Origin of the sequence: Bdellovibrio sp., from assembly GCF_047637665.1 — a bacterium.
Taxonomy (GTDB): Bacteria; Bdellovibrionota; Bdellovibrionia; order Bdellovibrionales; family Bdellovibrionaceae; genus Bdellovibrio.
In genome coordinates this window covers 194,446-210,061 of sequence record NZ_JBLJBT010000016.1, presented here as the reverse complement: position 1 = coordinate 210,061, position 15,616 = coordinate 194,446, and the positions used below count along the sequence as shown (strand labels likewise).

Here is a 15,616-nt window from a genome sequence, read left to right as displayed (position 1 = left end):
GGATGAAAAAAGATTTGCGGGATTCTACGGATGAGGAGCTTTTGTTACGTCTGGCCGAAGGCGAGCGCGAGGCTTTGGATCATCTTTACTTACGACACTCGGGGCGGATTCTGAACTACGGGCTTCGTCGCGGGCTTTCGCAGGAGAGAAGTGAAGATGTCTTGCAAATTGTTTTTCTACAGCTTCACCGCAAAAAACACCTTTATAACCCCCGCCACTCTGCCCTGGCTTGGATCTACGTCATCACCCGGAGCGAGCTTAAGGACTATCGTAACAGGGAAATAAAGGATTTCTCAGAACTAGACGAATCCCTGTCACAAACTGCGGATTCGGCTCCTAAATTAGAAATGAAGGACGAGGCCGAGTCTCTTTTAGGGGAACTCAAACCTCGCGAACAAGAAGTCATGAGGCTTCGGTACTTGGATGAGATGGAGTACGACGAAATCGCAATTCTTCTCAAAGAATCTGAAAGCAATCTTCGTCAAATCGTCAGCCGCAGCCTTCGTTTCTTGCGAAATCGTGGAAAGAATAGTTAGGAGGATCACGATGAAAGATATTAAAAAAGATTTTGAGTCTTTTGCCAGTGACCCTTCCCCCAAGGCCTCCGCCGCTGTTCTCAACAGAATTCAGACTCAGCTTGAGAAAGAACTTCCGTCGCCTTGGACGGCTGCACGCGGGCTTGGCCTGGCCCACCTTGGAAGCTCTTTTCTTACACTCATGGCGTGTTCTCAATTCGGTGTTCGCCTCTTTTTTGACGGCGAAGGACTTATGCACTACTTCATGAAAATCAGTCCCACCTTTTGTATGAGTTTTTGTGGAGCACTGTATTTGGCAACGACCGTTTTACTGGCCCGTCTATTTCTGACTCACGATGAGTGGAATCTCATCCTGCGTTCGCGCGGCCTGAGCATTGCTTCTTTGGCCCTTATTTCCTTAGGAGGCTTTTCGTTGGTCAGTCATGAGGTCAACTTCGAGACGGGCCTTTTGTGGTTTTTCGGGGCGGCCCTGGGGGGTGAACTTGTGACCTATGTAAAATCCCCTCACTTGTGGTTTTCACACACTTCTTTACGCAAGTAAGTCCGAACGAACCTTGCCTTCCCCGTCATTTGGACGTAAGAAAAGCCCATGAAAAATGGCCACGTCCTTCTATTGTTTTTTGTATTTCTCACCTCTTTGAGTTCTGCAGCGTTTGCAAAGACCCGTATCGCTTTTTTAGAACTCTACAATCAGCGCGGTGAACTGGTTCAGTACGAACCCGGAGGACGTTTTGCTCACACGGCGATTCAATTTGATGAACTGGGCGACCAGTGGCTGAACAGCTACCCCGGTGAAGGCGTCGCCCTTATTTCCTGGGAGCAACTGCAAGAGCGAGGCGTGATCGCGGATGTGATTGAAATTCCCCAAAAAATTAAACTTTCTCAAATCACTCCCTACATGGGACGGCCTTTTGATTTTTGGTATTCTTGGAGTGATGAAGCTTTGTATTGCACAGAGCTGATTGCAAAGCTTTTAAACATCCCGACTCATCCGATGAGTTTTAATAAGAAGGTCTGGCCTAAAAACTATTGGGCCTTAGAGGGCACTCCGGGGCTTTCTCCCGATGGTCTTTGGAAGTGGGCCCGCCAACAACAGGCTCCTTAAAGTTTAAGACGGATTTCTAAAGGAAAGTGATCTGAACTTATCACCGAGTGATGAACGCGCGCTCGAACCACATCAAAACCACGCACAAAAACGTGATCCAGCTTTAAAATACGTCCGTCATCTTCCAAGTCGACGTGCTCAAGGCCCAGTTCGCGAAAGATGCTTTTCATAATCATGTAACGCTTAAAGTTCCAGGTGTTGAAGTCCCCGGCTAAAACGATCGGACCGTTGAAGGTCGATATTTTTTGCGCAATCTCGTAGAGAGATTCCGTGAAGGCGCCTAGGGTCACAAAATTTAATACGTGCGTGCAGACGAATAAAACTTTTTTCCCGGCAAAGTCGTATTCACTGAATAAGGTTAATTTTGGTGTTAACCAAAAAAGCTCCCGGGTTTTCGCACGAATAAAATCCACGGACTCGGGGCGAAGTTTTGAACCGATTGCCACGCCGGTGCTGGTCAGATCTTTTTTATAATGAAAACTTTGCGCCAAATGCCACTCGTAGGACGAAAAATCTTCTTTCCAAATCTTGGGCATGCGCTGATCAACGGTTGCTTCTTGAAGTAAAATGAAATCTTTCCCTTCGCCGAGACTGCGAAAATCCTTTTCAAAGATATGCGCTTTTTGTCCCTTAAATACGTTCCACACAAAGATGTCAAATTCTGTAGGGATCACGACCGGAGACTCGTCTCCCTCGCCGATCTTCAACAGCACTTTTTCTTTTGTGGGCACGATATATGGAACCATAAATTCTACTTCAATCTATTTAAATAACTTTCATCAACTGCGGCCACCGGTAAAGCGAGAGCCTCTTGGCGCTCTTGTTCTGCCAGTAAGGTAGACAAATAACGTTCACTACTGCTCGGCACAATAACCACGATCCACTTTCCGCGATTTTCCTCTTTGGCCGCCTGACGAAGACCTGCCGCGATGGCGGCCCCCGAAGAGATCCCCACGGGAATCCCCTCGCTCTTAATAACTTCTCGGGCCGTTTGCAAAGACTCCTCCGATGAGATCTGTTCAACACCATCGACGACGGAACGATCCATGACCGAAGGAACAAACCCCGGGCCGATGCCTTGGATTTTATGAGGGCCGGGTTTACCTCCCGAAAGAACAGGGCTTTCGACAGGTTCGACCGCAATCATCTTCACACTGGGTTTTTTAGATTTTAAAACCTGACCGACTCCTGTGATTGTTCCAGACGTGCCAACACCGCTAATGACCATATCGACATTGCCATCGGTATCATTCCAAATCTCTAAAGCCGTTGTCTCTTTATGAATGGCCGGATTGGCTTTGTTGTCAAACTGACTGGGCATCCAGCTCTGCGGAGTTTTTTCATGCAGCTCCAGGGCTTTGGCGATGGCCCCTTTCATCCCCAGAGGCCCCGGAGTCAAAACAATCTTTGCTCCCAATAGCAACAACAAAGTCCGACGTTCTTGCGACATCGTTTCTGGCATCGTCAAAGTCAGTTTATATCCTTTAGCTGCGGCGACAAAAGCAAGGGCAATGCCGGTATTTCCGCTTGTCGGCTCAATGATCTCCATGCTCGGCATTAACTTCCCAGAGCGCTCGGCTTCTTCGATCATCGCAAGCCCGATACGATCTTTTACAGAACTCAGAGGGTTAAAAAATTCCAATTTTAACAAAAGCTTTCCCGGGAGCCCTTTTCCGACTCTTTGCATTTCAACTAACGGAGTTTGACCAATCGTCTTTGTGATATCAGAATATGTTCTCATAGAAGATGCCTATTTCTTTTTTGGGGTCCCGAGTCTCAGCTCATACGTTCAACGGCCCTCAATAAGAAAGGCCTTTTTTAATACTACTCCCAATGGGGATGCTATTAAAGTTTTAGTTTAGGAAAACTGTGTTCTATTTCTGTCAACCAAAGGAGGTCTTTGTGGGAACTCAACCTTATACCAGCTCTGTTCTAAGTCACTGTTTCCGTCTGAGACCTGGGCAGGACCTAAAAAAAGAGCTTACGTATTATTGCCAGATGCATCACCTCCATGCCGCTTGCATTCTGAGTGCGGTGGGAAGCCTTAATAAGGCTCATATTCGATTGTCAGGGGGCAAAGATGTCGTGGAGTTTCAGGGACCTTTTGAGATTGTTTCTTTGACAGGAACCTTGGGAACTGAGGGCGTGCATCTGCATATCTCCCTGAGTAATTTTGAGGGCCGAGTGATTGGCGGGCACCTTATGGATGGCTCGGAGATCTTCACCACAGCCGAAATCGTTCTCCTAGAAAATTCAGAACTGCTCTTTCATCGCGAGATCGACGGCCATACTGGTTATAAGGAACTTGTTATCCGAGCCAAATAGGTTTTTTATTTATTTTTTTAAATGCTCGCGACTCACAATGAGACTCAGCGAAGATTTAAACAAAACCCTCCTCAAATGGCTTTACTCTTCTTCAATCCTTGACGAAGAGTATGCATATGTATGGTCTAAGACACCTCTGGAGCGTCCTTCTTGTCTTTACCTTGGGCTGCGGAAATATTACCGCAGGTCTTGATCTCTATTCCCGAATTGCTTTAGGGCCTAATAAAAACCTTCCCAGCGACTCCATTATTGTCAATGACACACGCACGTTAACTCCGTCAGGAGGAAAAGGCCCTTACTCTTACGAAGTCATCTCCGGCGGAGGCTCAATCGATAAATCCGGTTCCTTCACCGCGCCTGCAACCGCTGGTGACGTGACGATTCGTATTCGCGATTCTTTAGGCCTTACTTATGACTACATTCTGCATGTTAAAGACACTCTGAATTTGAATGCCACACACGCGACAATTTCCGTTGCCAACACGACACAACTATCACCTCAAGGGGGCATTGAACCCTACGAGTTTTCTTTGATCTCCGGAGATGGCCATGTGAACTCTTCGGGGATGTTTACGCCTTCAAACTCTGGTACGACCGTCATTCAAGTTCGCGATGCCGCGGGGAATATCTCTCAAACTTCGATCACCACCACCCCGGCACTGACCGTCACTCCGGCCGCTTCAACCCTGTGGACCAAACAAAACATCACTCTGAACGGTGTCAATGGAGTACCTCCTTATTCTTATGCGCTGGTTTTAGGAGGTGGTTCGGTTCTAACGACGACGGGGGCCTATACGGCGCCCGCTTTGGCAACCTTGTCTCATATCGAGGTGACGGACAGTCTGGGAAATACCGCGCTTGCCGCCGTAACCGTGAATCAAGGTGTTTCTATTTCTTCTGCCAGCGTCACTCTTGCCAGTGGAAACAGTTTTACCTTCAGCGCATCCTCGGGTCCACCTCCGTATGTATATAGTATCACGAGCGGCTCCGGACTGGGCGCGATAGACTCCTCCACCGGGCAACTGACAACCACAGCTTCGGGAACAATCACAGTCAGAGTCACCGATGCTGCCAGCAACACTTCGGACTCTGAAGTCACCGTGAATCCATCCTTACAAATCACTCCTAGCAGTAAAACATTGGCTGTGAATAACACCTTCACTTTTTCAAATACCGGAGGCGTGGGGCCTTTCACTTTTGACATCCTCAGTGGTGGCGGCAGTGTTGACAGCTCCAGTGGCCTCTTCACCGCTCCCGGAAATTCCGGGACCACGGTTGTTCGAATCACCGACAGTCTTAACAATCAAAGTTCCGCCACCGTCACCATCAATCCTGCTTTGGCGATTTCGACAACAACTCCGTCGATGACGACAGAAAACACGGCGGTCTTTGTTGCGTCAGGAGGAGTCGCTCCGTACGTCTATTCGGTCTCTAGTGGAGGCGGCGGCGTGAACAGTTCGACGGGACTTTACACTCCCCCCGGAACACCCGGGAACGCCACGATCTTAGTCACAGACTCTCTCGGAAATACCGCAACAGACACCATCACCATTCTCGACGCTCTCACTTTTTCTGCGAATCATTCCACGATTGCCGCAAACAATACCGTAACACTATCGACGACGGGGGGCGTTTCTCCTTTAAATTTCTCGATAGACAGCGGACCTGGAGCCATTGATTCCGGCACCCAAGTATATACTCCGGGTTCTAACGGCAACGCGATTCTTCGAGTCACGGATCAACTGGGTAACACCAGAACTGTGAATGTCACAGTCAACGCTGCCTTAACTCTTTCGCCCTCAACAACCACGACGGCCATTAATAAAAATCAAGATGTCACCGCCTCGGGAGGAGTCCCACCGTACAGCTACAATCTTATTTCTGGTGGAGGTTCTTTCTCTGGTACCACCTACACCGCTCCCAGCACGGCCACGACATCTGTCGTGCAAGTGACTGACAGTCTTGGTAACGTCGGCACCAGCACCATCACTGTGCTAGATTGGATCGAGTACACAATCAGCGCCAACACCAACAACTTCAATATGTACACGGCCATGGGGTCCCCCACTCTGGGCGTCAACTATCGAGTCATTATCAATGCGGGCGTCACTATCAGCTCATCATCGACGGCAACACCCGCCTTCACCACTGGCAGCGGATGGCCTGGGGGTTCGCAATTAGAAATCATCAATAACGGCTCTATCATCGGCAGAGGCGGCAACGGAGGCTCCGGAAGTTCCTGGACTGGGGCCGGTTATCCCGGAGGCAATGGTGGCCCCGCTTTACAAGCCACAACAGCAACAACTGTCATCAACAACGGAACCGTCGCTGGCGGCGGCGGTGGTGGTGGTGGCGCCGGAGTCTCCAGCAGCAGTGGCGGAAGCGGCGTTAACTGTGACTTCTATCCCAGTGCCGCTGGCGGAAGTGGTACGCTCACTCCCGGTTCGGGAGGCGCTCCAGGTGCCGATGGCTCTGGACTACGCAGTGGTGGTGCTGGCGGCATTGGCGGAGCCTTGGGACAGGCTGGCTCACCTGGAGGCAGTGCCTTCAATACGGCCGGAGATGCTTGGGGGATCACTGCCGGAGGCGCTGGTGGTGCTGCGGGATCTTCAGCCCTGGGAAATAGCTACCTCACTTGGAGCCCTGTGGGAACTCGACTCGGCCCCCTGACTCCATAAAAGTCTTCGTCACATATTTCGCTATTTCTACAATCGCTAATTCGTAATAATTCACATCAAATTTTAAATTTTCTGTGCAGTCTTTTGACAGATCACAATCGCTTTGAAACACTCCACAATAATCTATGGCATCAAGGAATCCCCTTGGCATAATCATGAAGTGAAGGAGAACTTCATGAGAAAACTCTTACCACTTTTTGCTTTGCTTGCATCTATGCTCTTAATGGATACCGCCCGCGCCGATGCCGCGCTGGGAGTCGTCATCGGTGACCCTACGGGAGTTTCCGGGCGCCTGGGTCTTGATAATAAACACTCTCTCGAAGGGGCCCTGGCTTATTCATCTAGCTACTATGAAGGTTTGCATATCCACGCGACTTACCTGTGGGATCGGGCTCGCAGTTTTGCAACCAGCGAAGGACCTCTTGAACTCTATTATGGTTTGGGAGCCCGACTTATTAGCATCAACAAGGGAAAATACGATGGCGACACCGCAATTGGCATGCGCGCTCCCTTAGGACTTCTTTATAACTTCCACAATCCCAACATTGAAATTTTTGGCGAATTGGCCCTGGCGCTAGATGTGGTGCCTAAGACCGATGTCGATCTCGATGTCGGCATCGGCGTTCGAATTCGCTTTTAATTAAATTGCAAAATACTTCGCGTCGGGATGCATGAAGTAGTATCCTGAAACACTGGAGGGCGGATTCATGGCGAAATTTTCGGTCAAGACCACGCCAATTCGCTCTTCCACGCTCAGTAACTTCCAGATTTTTTTCTTTTCACTATGATCCGGGCAAGCGGGGTAACCAGGCGCCGGCCGAATTCCCCGGTATTTTTCTGCGATCAAATCTTCATTGGAAAGACTTTCTTGAATCCCAAAAATCGAGCGCATGTGTTTGTGCGTGTACTCCGCCAATGCCTCTGCGATTCGATCCCCAATGGCCTTCACCAAGATCGAAGAATAGTCGTCATGCTCTTTTTCAAACTCATGCGCCAGAATCTCCACCTCGTGTCCTGCGGTGACAACGAAAAATCCAATATGATCTTTTCTTTGCGCTTCGGCCGGAGCAATAAAGTCCGCCAAGCAGTAATAGATGTCGTTGTTAGCAACCTTCTTTCGCGTTTGACGATCAAAGCGCAGCGTCTCCACTTCTTCTCCAGCTTCCGAGAAAACTCGAACCTCATCTTCTTGAGACTGAGCTGGGAAAACGCCGACGATGGCTTTAGGCTTTACTCGATCCTCTTGGATAATTCGCTTCAACATGGCCTGCGCATCCGCAAAAAGCTTCTTTGCTTCCGATCCATATTTTTCCGAGTCCAAGATCTTAGGGAAGGTTCCCTTTAACTCCCACGCCCAGAAAAAAGGACTCCAGTCGATGTAATCCACGATATCCGCCACCGAAACAGGAACCTCGAAGACCCCCTGGCGAGAAGGCTTCGCAATATCCACAGAGGACCAGTCACACTTAAACTTTTTCTGACGAGCTTCTGCTAGACTGAGAGAATCTGCTGGATTTAAAGATTGCAGATAGTTTTCACGCAGGGATTTATTCTTTTGTTTTGCCTCCGCAGCATAAGTGACCTTCGAGTTGGGGCTTAAAAGCTTATTGCAAACCTCAACAACCAACGACGCATCCGCCACATGAGCCACCACCCCTTCATAATGAGGGTCTAACTTCACTGCTGTATGAACCTTGCTTGTTGTTGCTCCCCCAATAAGAACAGGGACTTTAAATCCTTCTCTTTGAAATTCATTAAGGTCAAAAATCATTTCATCCAAAGATGGCGTGATCAAACCACTTAGACCAATAACATCCGCCTGATGCTCCAAAGCCGCTTTGATGATCTGCTGAACCGGAGTCATGACCCCAAGATCCACCACCTTATAGCCGTTACAAGCCAGAACAACCGAAACGATGTTTTTTCCGATATCGTGAACATCCCCTTTTACGGTTGCGATCACAAACGTGCCTTGACTCTGCAGGCCTGTCTTCGCATTTTTCTCTTCTTCCATAAAAGGTTCAAGGTAGGCGACCGCTTTTTTCATCACTCGCGCACTTTTAACAACTTGGGGAAGAAACATTTTTCCTTCTCCGAACAGTCCTCCCACGACCTTCATCCCCTCCATCAAGGGGCCTTCGATCACGTTCAACGGACGTCCAAATTGTTGACGAGCTTCCTCAGTATCTTCAACGATATGAGTGTCGATCCCCTTCACCAACGCATGAGTGATTCGCTCTTGCAGAGGAAGTTTGCGCCAATCATCCTGTGTTGAAGTTTTTTCTTCGCCTTTTTCAGATTTGTATTTTTCAGCGACGGCCAAAAGGTTCTCTGCAGCGTGTTCAGATTTATTTAAGATCACGTCTTCGACCAGTTGCCGAAGGGACGGTTCGATCTCTTCATAAACTTCCAACATCCCGGCGTTGACAATTCCCATATCCAAGCCCGCACGGATGGCGTGATACAAGAAAACCGCGTGCATGGACTCACGAACTTTATTATTCCCGCGGAAGCTAAAACTCAAATTAGATACGCCTCCGGAAGTATAAACTCCTGGGCAGCGCTTTTTAATCTCAGCCACGGCTTCGATAAAATCCACGGCATAGTTGTTGTGCTCTTCCATCCCGGTTGCGACTGTCAGGATATTGGCGTCAAAGACAATATCCGCAGGGTCAAAATCAAGCTTCTCAGTCAAAAGTTTATAGGCTCTTTCGCAGATGCGAACCTTGTCCTCGCGGCTGACCGCCTGACCTTTTTCATCAAAGGCCATCACCACCACTGCGGCCCCATATCTTTGAATGAGGCGCGCATGGCGCAAGAACTCCTCTTCGCCTTCTTTGAGGGAGATTGAGTTCACGATGGGTTTACCCTGAAGACACTTTAATCCGGCCTCCAAGACTTCCCACTTAGAGGAGTCAATCATCACGGGCACCTTCGCCACGTCAGGTTCAGCCCCAATAAGATTTAAAAAGCGAGTCATAGCTTGCGGGCCATCAATCATGCCCTCGTCAAAGTTGATATCGATGATATTAGCGCCGTTTTCAACCTGACTGCGGGCTACCGAGATCGCCTCATCATAACGATCTTCCTTAATCAGCTTTGCGAACTTCGGCGATCCGGTGACATTGGTTCTTTCCCCGATCATGACGAAATTACGAACCTGATCCCAAGAAAGATTGTAGGGTTCAAGTCCACTTAACTTCATTCCTTGATTTCTATGGTTAGGCCGCTCGTGGGGCTTTTGATTTTTTAAAGAGTCTGCGATGACCTTGATATGCGACGGCGTTGTTCCGCAACATCCACCCACGATATTAACAATCCCCTCTTCCGCCATCAGCCCCAGTTGATAGGCCAAAGACTCTGGCGTTTCATCATAACCTGTCGGACTTAAGGGATTCGGAAGGCCCGCATTGGGATAACAAGAAATATAACAATCAGACACTCGCGCCAATTCGCGAATGTATGGGTGCATTTCCTTAGCTCCCAAGGCGCAGTTAATGCCGACACTTAAGGGCTTCGAGTGACGAACGGAATTCCAAAAGGCCTCTACTGTCTGACCGGAAAGAGTTCGCCCGGAAAGATCCGTAATTGTCACGGAAAGCATCAAGGGGAGTTTTTGCCCCCGCTCCTCTTCCACTTCAGAGATGGCAAACAAGGCCGCTTTCAAGTTCAAAGTGTCAAAGGTGGTTTCTGGCAACAGAATATCCGTGCCCCCATCCAGAAGACCCTTCACTTGTTCTTTGTAAGCCTCTTTAAGTTGATCGAAGGTCACCGCCCGGTAGCCCGGATTGTTCACGTCAGGACTGAGAGAGGCCGTTCTGTTCGTCGGCCCCACGGCCCCGGCCACATAGGTTTTTTTTCCCGTTTTCTTTTCATAGTCCAGGCAGGCCTTTTTCGCTAGCTTCGCAGCTTCGACATTCAATTCATATGCAAGATGGGAAAGCTCATAGTCCGCTTGGGCAATCGAGGTTCCATTAAAGGTATTTGTCTCGATAATATCGGCGCCGGCTTCGAGGTATTGTTGGTGAATTGCATAGATGACCTCAGGCTTAGTCAAAACAAGCAGATCATTATTGCCTTTGAGATCCTTGGGATGATTTTTAAATCTTTCGCCCCGATAGTCGGCTTCACCTAATTTGTGAAGCTGAACCATGGTCCCCATCGCCCCATCTAAAATGAGTAGTTTATTTTGCAGAACACGTTCCAACTCAACGAGGAGTGCTGACTTTTTCATGGAATTTTTCCTACCAACAAGAGCTATTTAACTTTACGAACAATATCAACAATCGAATGCACGTCATTTAAGACGTAAAAATGAACACTGGGAACACCATAGTTCAAAAGCCCTTCGACCTGTTTTTGACACCAGCGTTTACCAATCTCTTCAGCATGATGAGGATTTTTTTCTACGTCCTCAACAAGTTCCTCAGGAAGATCGATATAGAAGTTTTTAGGAATGGATCTTAGTTGATTGGCAGATTTCAGAATTTTAATTCCTGGAATAATAGGGACAGTGATACCGGCCTCTCGGCATTGTTCGACATACTTAAAATACTTCTCATTATCAAAAAACATTTGGGTCACGATGTAGTCAGCCCCGGCCTCGACTTTGCGTTTGGCACTTTGAATGTCAGACTTCAGACAAGCGGCTTCGAAGTGTTTTTCGGGATAACCAGCAACCCCGACACAGAAATCCAATTTGTCGGCGCGATCCAGTTCGTCGAGGAACTTACCCTCTTTAAGATCTTTGATCTGTCCCACCAAATCAGAGGCGTATTGATTGATCGTGCGATCCGCGCGCAGGGCCTTTTGCACATTCGGCGTGTCCCCGCGCAGGGCCAAGACATTTTCGATTCCCAGAAAGTTCAGCTCAATCAACGCGTCTTCTGTTTCTTCACGCGTGAACCCCAGACATAAAATATGAGCTACAGTATCAATACGGAAACGATTTTGGATAATGCCACAGATCCCCAGCGTTCCAGGTCTTTTCTTCAGGGTTCTCTTTTGAATAGTGCCATCGATTTTTTCTTGGAAGTAGGTCGTTGAACTGTGCGAAGTCACATCAATCCACGCCGGATTCAGAGGCACCAGGGCCTCCACCACTTCGATAATATCTTTCACAGATCTTCCTCGCGGTGGAGGAACGATTTCAAAACTGAACAATGACGATGATGCTTTTTCGATGTGCTCAATGACTCTCATTTTAATAGAACTAAAGCTGAATGAGGGATATAGCAAGTGTTTTAAGGTCTGATTCGAGACTGAGACTTCTTAGAGTATTTGTTCAAAAGCAGTTCTCCCAAAGACTGCCCCAAAATGAGACACCCCCTCTTTGAAATCCCAAGTAAGACGTTGAATACCAAAATTGGCTTACAAATATTGTCAACTGCATAAGGTTTAGTTTATGAAGCACCATTCTATTGTTTATAAACTGGCCAGAGTTTTGCTTTAGATCCTCACAAAAGGACACTCTACTGATGCTATTACGGCCTTCTTCTTTATTTAACAGCCTCACTCTTTGTAGCTTTATGCTGCTTAGCGGCTGTTCTTTCAAGAAGGACTCGAACAAGGTCGAAACGCCGCCAACCGTGGTCGTAGAAAAGTTCCACCACGAACCTCAGACGGCACTGGAAGCTCTTCTTGTGGACGATATGATAGTCTTTGATAAGCATCTGTCTACCCTGCACCCTGAACAGGTTAACGAACATCAAAAGGATGGCTCAACTCTTCTTGAGGTGGCTGTACACAAGTCGAATCTTAAAGCGGTGGAGCAACTTTTAGCAAAGGGCGCACTGCCTTTAAAGCCTGGCAAAAACTCGGAAGTCACGCCTATGGAATTGGCGGCAAAGACGAAGGCCTCTATCTTTAAGGCATTGCAAGATGCGGTTAACACAAGAAAGACTGAAATCTACGGAAAAATTGAAGAACGACAATATCTCACGGCCTTGGACCTTTTGCGTGCCAACTATATCAAGTCTTCAGACAGTCTATTTGAAGACCTTCACTTCTTGGATCTGGCTCTTAAACAAGAGACTACTTTAACTCATGAAATCAAGGATCTGATGTTGAAGCTGCTGGAGGAAAAGCCTTCTCTGGCAAAGAGCAAGGAAAAGCTTTTAAGACTTTCCCTGGTGGACTCACAGCTTTTTGCGACTTCAGCAAGGGCGGTCTTTGCTCAAGAGCTTCAACTTGAAAAGACCTTTGTTTTAGAGCTGATTCAAAGTTCACCTTTTAGTGTCTTAAATGAAACTCTGGAAACGCTGAATCGTCACCAGTTCTTTGCCGGCGAAAGCCTGGCTGTTTTGCAAAAAGACTATCTTAATAGACTCACGCGATCCCAGTCTTCGGGGCAGTTGTTGGCCATGGATCAGCTTCAAAAGACACTTTCTTTGTTGATTCCTCAGGCTTCTGAATTGGCGTTTTGCAGTGAGTGCATTGAATTAGCGATCACACACCCTGCGCTGAAGGCTCAGCGTGGCGATGTTCTTCGACTTTTGGTTCTTAATTCAGAAAAGGCCCCTGAGGGATTCGTAAGATCTCTTCTGGGACGCCTAACCCCCGAGGACTTCCGTCAAGTTGTCAGCGTTCTCAGTGTGGAGTTGCGCCAATCTCAACGCGATGCTTTTGACGGCGCTTGGTCTTTGGCGGAGTATCAGATTCTGAAAGATCTTGGCATGAAGATGAGCGCTCAACAAACAGCAGAGCATCTTCGCAACTTGTTCCAACGTCGTTTTGCGGGCGATAAAAACGCCAGCCAAGTATTGATGGCTTTGCACAGCGAATGGGCTTTAGCCCGCGGACTTCTTTCTGCAGATGAGGAAGTGGAGCTCTTTACGAAAGAGTTCCTATTTGCCTTTGAAAGTGATCTTGCGGAAAAAGAGCTGCTTTCGATTTTGGAATCCGTGAAGGTTTCTAAGCTCCCTGGGCTTTTGATGGGAGAAGTTCAGGGGGAAAGGCTTTGGTTGAATCCGGAGCATTTGTTTAAGTTTAAAGAGAATCAGGGGATGAGTCGGCGGTTTGAGGCGTTGAGCCTTCAATTTATCAATAGCACCTTCCGCCTCATTCCTGATTTGCAGAAAAATTGGTTTTTGAAAACAAACTCTTGGGTCATCACTGACCATGATCTTTTGTGGGCAGACTTGCTCCAAAGTGAGCGCGGGATATTACGTCTTTTGCCACAGCTTCAGAATGGGTTGGTTAAGGGGATTTTCCAGAAGTGGACTTTCAAAAGAAATTCCGACCTTGCCACAATTAAAACCCTTCTGGCATCAACGAACGGCAATTTCCTTAACCAAGACATCTCTTATCGCAGGACATATCTCCCCGCTCTCTTAGTCAGCGGCACAAGCCCCATCAAAGTTCGCCTCCTCCGCGAAATGATCTCCACCATGCCCGAGAACACAACCTTAATGGAACCTTCCTTCGCTTTAGAATTTGTGGAGTTCGTAAAGTCTATCTCCAATCTCGAACAGCGGGATGAACTCTTCTCCAATATCTTCTTACAGTACTTATTAAAGCAGAATCCCCGCTTGCACTTAGCTTTGCGTGGCCATCAGGATCTTTACAAAGAATTCGCAGCGGGACAATTTACCAAGGATCCCCTCTGCCATTCCGAAGCGCTTAAGATTTACAAGGCTCATTGCGATTCTTTAGGTCGACAGCTAGAGCTCCCACCTAAAGCAAGCACAAAAGGAAACATCGACCTCGGCGAACGCGTCGAAGAACTTCGCCGTCAGCAACAACTTAAAAACGAACAAGCAGAGCGCCTCTTAGGAAATGAGAAGATCAGCATTGCCGCCCTGATCGAACTCTCAAAGATCACCCCCCAAAGCCCCGGCATGACAGAGTTCTTCAATCAAAACCCCTGGATCTTCTCCACAAAATTCTTCACCCCCTCCAAACTCCCGTTCTAGAGGGTACGCCGTACCTTTTTGAATTGCAGCGCAGCGATCCGGCCGGCTCTCGTCCAAAATCCGAGATTCGAAACCGACTCGTTCTTAAAACTGCGAATTTGTTGGCCTCAAAACGCATATAATAGTCGTGAGGGCCGTAACCCCTGTCCCCAGTTTTGCTTATCCCCCTTAACAGAACAATAAAGCCAAGGGGGCAATATGAAAAAATACCTATTCTTTATACTCACACTACTGAACGGCTACCTAAGCCAAGCCACTACCGTAGAACCAACAAAGGCCCAAGTATATCAAGCCATCGAAAAGCTCGCCCAGTATGCTAGTGAGAAAGACCTCAGTTCAAACTCAAGCCAAATCTATTATCAGATCTTGCGAAACTCAGAAGTCAAAGGTCTTGAGCTAGGACTTCTAGAACCCGCGCGACAGCTCTACTGGATGGAAAAGGATCCTCGAAAGGAGCACCTCCTTAGAAATATCTTTACCGAAGTGGGAGTCGCGATGCCTCAAAAGCGAATTCCTCAACACCCCGATAAACAGCCCTTCAATCCACGTAAGAATATCGACATTGTCGCCAACTCAAACAACGAATGTGTTGGCTCATGCATTCGTGACATTCTCGACGGGATCGGCAATGGAGCGGGAGCTGGTGGCGCCATCGGCATTGCTGGAGGCCCCGCTACGGCAGGTGCAGCAGCAGTTGGAGGAGCCGTTGTTGGCGGAGCTTTAGGAGGTGTCGCCTGCTCCACACGACCTGAGTGCAACAAAAATGATAAAAATAAATTTTCAGGACGTGATTTCGACTTCACTCGCTCCTCGCGCCCCAACCTAGAACAAATTCGTCGTGCCCGGTATGATATCGTCATCAACAACGGTCCATCCCGATGGACTGGAGGGTTCTAATGAGGCCAATTCTATCCCACAAAGTGAGAATTTCCTCCTGGGCCTTCATAATCGCTTTTCTTATTCAGAACTTCTCCCCGACTGCGACAAAAGAATACGGCTGGCTTCTTTTAATGGTGGCTTTCGCGGAAGCAAGTCTCACAGTCACAGAGCCGAAAGAAC

At 48.1% G+C, this 15,616-nt stretch carries 12 protein-coding genes; 8 read left to right on the top strand and 4 right to left on the bottom strand.

Features of this window, described 5'->3' with window-relative positions; genetic code table 11:
- Positions 1–2: 2 nt before the first annotated feature.
- The 3 genes from ACM64D_RS04905 to ACM64D_RS04895 are packed head-to-tail and all read left to right on the top strand — an operon-like array spanning position 3 to position 1,641.
- Positions 3–536 (top strand): RNA polymerase sigma factor, encoded by a 534-nt coding sequence (locus tag ACM64D_RS04905; RefSeq protein ID WP_415062070.1) that lies wholly within the window; start codon positions 3–5, stop codon positions 534–536.
- Positions 537–546: 10 nt separating this feature from the next.
- Positions 547–1,077, top strand: coding sequence for a hypothetical protein (locus tag ACM64D_RS04900; RefSeq protein WP_415062069.1), 531 nt, complete (start codon positions 547–549; stop codon positions 1,075–1,077).
- A gap of 48 nt (positions 1,078–1,125) precedes the next feature.
- The gene (locus tag ACM64D_RS04895; protein ID WP_415062068.1) at positions 1,126–1,641 is read left to right on the top strand and encodes a hypothetical protein; all 516 of its coding nucleotides are present in this window, start codon (positions 1,126–1,128) and stop codon (positions 1,639–1,641) included.
- Here the strand turns inward: ACM64D_RS04895 and ACM64D_RS04890 are convergent.
- Together ACM64D_RS04890 and cysK are read right to left on the bottom strand one after the other, a co-directional pair.
- A complete protein-coding gene (locus ACM64D_RS04890; RefSeq protein WP_415062067.1) occupies positions 1,638–2,387 on the bottom strand; it encodes an endonuclease/exonuclease/phosphatase family protein in 750 nt (249 codons plus the stop codon). The two genes, ACM64D_RS04895 and ACM64D_RS04890, sit on opposite strands and share 4 nt — an antisense overlap.
- A gap of 5 nt (positions 2,388–2,392) precedes the next feature.
- Complete coding sequence (gene cysK / locus ACM64D_RS04885) at positions 2,393–3,382, bottom strand: cysteine synthase A (protein ID WP_415062066.1); 990 nt, start codon at positions 3,380–3,382, stop codon at positions 2,393–2,395.
- A 161-nt stretch (positions 3,383–3,543) separates the two neighbouring features.
- Between cysK and ACM64D_RS04880 the strand changes: the two genes are divergently transcribed.
- From ACM64D_RS04880 to ACM64D_RS04870, 3 genes are all read left to right on the top strand, one after another.
- Positions 3,544–3,966 (top strand): PPC domain-containing DNA-binding protein, encoded by a 423-nt coding sequence (locus ACM64D_RS04880; protein ID WP_415062065.1) that lies wholly within the window; start codon positions 3,544–3,546, stop codon positions 3,964–3,966.
- A 116-nt stretch (positions 3,967–4,082) separates the two neighbouring features.
- Positions 4,083–6,644, top strand: a complete 2,562-nt coding sequence (locus tag ACM64D_RS04875; RefSeq protein WP_415062064.1) for a beta strand repeat-containing protein — start codon at positions 4,083–4,085, stop codon at positions 6,642–6,644.
- 175 nt (positions 6,645–6,819) lie between these two features.
- A complete protein-coding gene (locus ACM64D_RS04870) occupies positions 6,820–7,284 on the top strand; it encodes a hypothetical protein (protein ID WP_415062063.1) in 465 nt (154 codons plus the stop codon).
- On the opposite strand, the gene metH is transcribed toward ACM64D_RS04870, so the two are convergent.
- Both metH and ACM64D_RS04860 read right to left on the bottom strand, forming a co-directional pair.
- Positions 7,285–10,878: a methionine synthase gene (gene metH / locus ACM64D_RS04865; RefSeq protein ID WP_415062062.1), complete on the bottom strand. Its 3,594-nt coding sequence runs from the start codon at positions 10,876–10,878 to the stop codon at positions 7,285–7,287.
- A 23-nt stretch (positions 10,879–10,901) separates the two neighbouring features.
- Positions 10,902–11,846: a methylenetetrahydrofolate reductase gene (locus ACM64D_RS04860; protein WP_415062061.1), complete on the bottom strand. Its 945-nt coding sequence runs from the start codon at positions 11,844–11,846 to the stop codon at positions 10,902–10,904.
- Positions 11,847–12,121: 275 nt separating this feature from the next.
- On the opposite strand from ACM64D_RS04860, the gene ACM64D_RS04855 reads away from it, so the two are divergent.
- Both ACM64D_RS04855 and ACM64D_RS04850 read left to right on the top strand, forming a co-directional pair.
- Complete coding sequence (locus ACM64D_RS04855; protein ID WP_415062060.1) at positions 12,122–14,557, top strand: hypothetical protein; 2,436 nt, start codon at positions 12,122–12,124, stop codon at positions 14,555–14,557.
- Between the two features lie 198 nt (positions 14,558–14,755).
- On the top strand, positions 14,756–15,454 hold the full coding sequence (locus ACM64D_RS04850) for a hypothetical protein (RefSeq protein ID WP_415062059.1): 699 nt from the start codon (positions 14,756–14,758) through the stop codon (positions 15,452–15,454).
- Positions 15,455–15,616: the final 162 nt, after the last annotated feature.

Coding starts and splice junctions, on each gene's coding strand:
- ACM64D_RS04875 (WP_415062064.1), top strand. CDS start 4,083: ATGTATGGTCTAAGACACCTCTGGAGCGTCCTTCTTGTCTTTACCTTG.
- ACM64D_RS04890 (WP_415062067.1), bottom strand. CDS start 2,387: ATGGTTCCATATATCGTGCCCACAAAAGAAAAAGTGCTGTTGAAGATC.
- ACM64D_RS04900 (WP_415062069.1), top strand. CDS start 547: ATGAAAGATATTAAAAAAGATTTTGAGTCTTTTGCCAGTGACCCTTCC.
- ACM64D_RS04905 (WP_415062070.1), top strand. CDS start 3: ATGAAAAAAGATTTGCGGGATTCTACGGATGAGGAGCTTTTGTTACGT.
- ACM64D_RS04870 (WP_415062063.1), top strand. CDS start 6,820: ATGAGAAAACTCTTACCACTTTTTGCTTTGCTTGCATCTATGCTCTTA.
- cysK (WP_415062066.1), bottom strand. CDS start 3,382: ATGAGAACATATTCTGATATCACAAAGACGATTGGTCAAACTCCGTTA.
- ACM64D_RS04860 (WP_415062061.1), bottom strand. CDS start 11,846: ATGAGAGTCATTGAGCACATCGAAAAAGCATCATCGTCATTGTTCAGT.
- metH (WP_415062062.1), bottom strand. CDS start 10,878: ATGAAAAAGTCAGCACTCCTCGTTGAGTTGGAACGTGTTCTGCAAAAT.
- ACM64D_RS04895 (WP_415062068.1), top strand. CDS start 1,126: ATGAAAAATGGCCACGTCCTTCTATTGTTTTTTGTATTTCTCACCTCT.
- ACM64D_RS04855 (WP_415062060.1), top strand. CDS start 12,122: ATGCTATTACGGCCTTCTTCTTTATTTAACAGCCTCACTCTTTGTAGC.
- ACM64D_RS04850 (WP_415062059.1), top strand. CDS start 14,756: ATGAAAAAATACCTATTCTTTATACTCACACTACTGAACGGCTACCTA.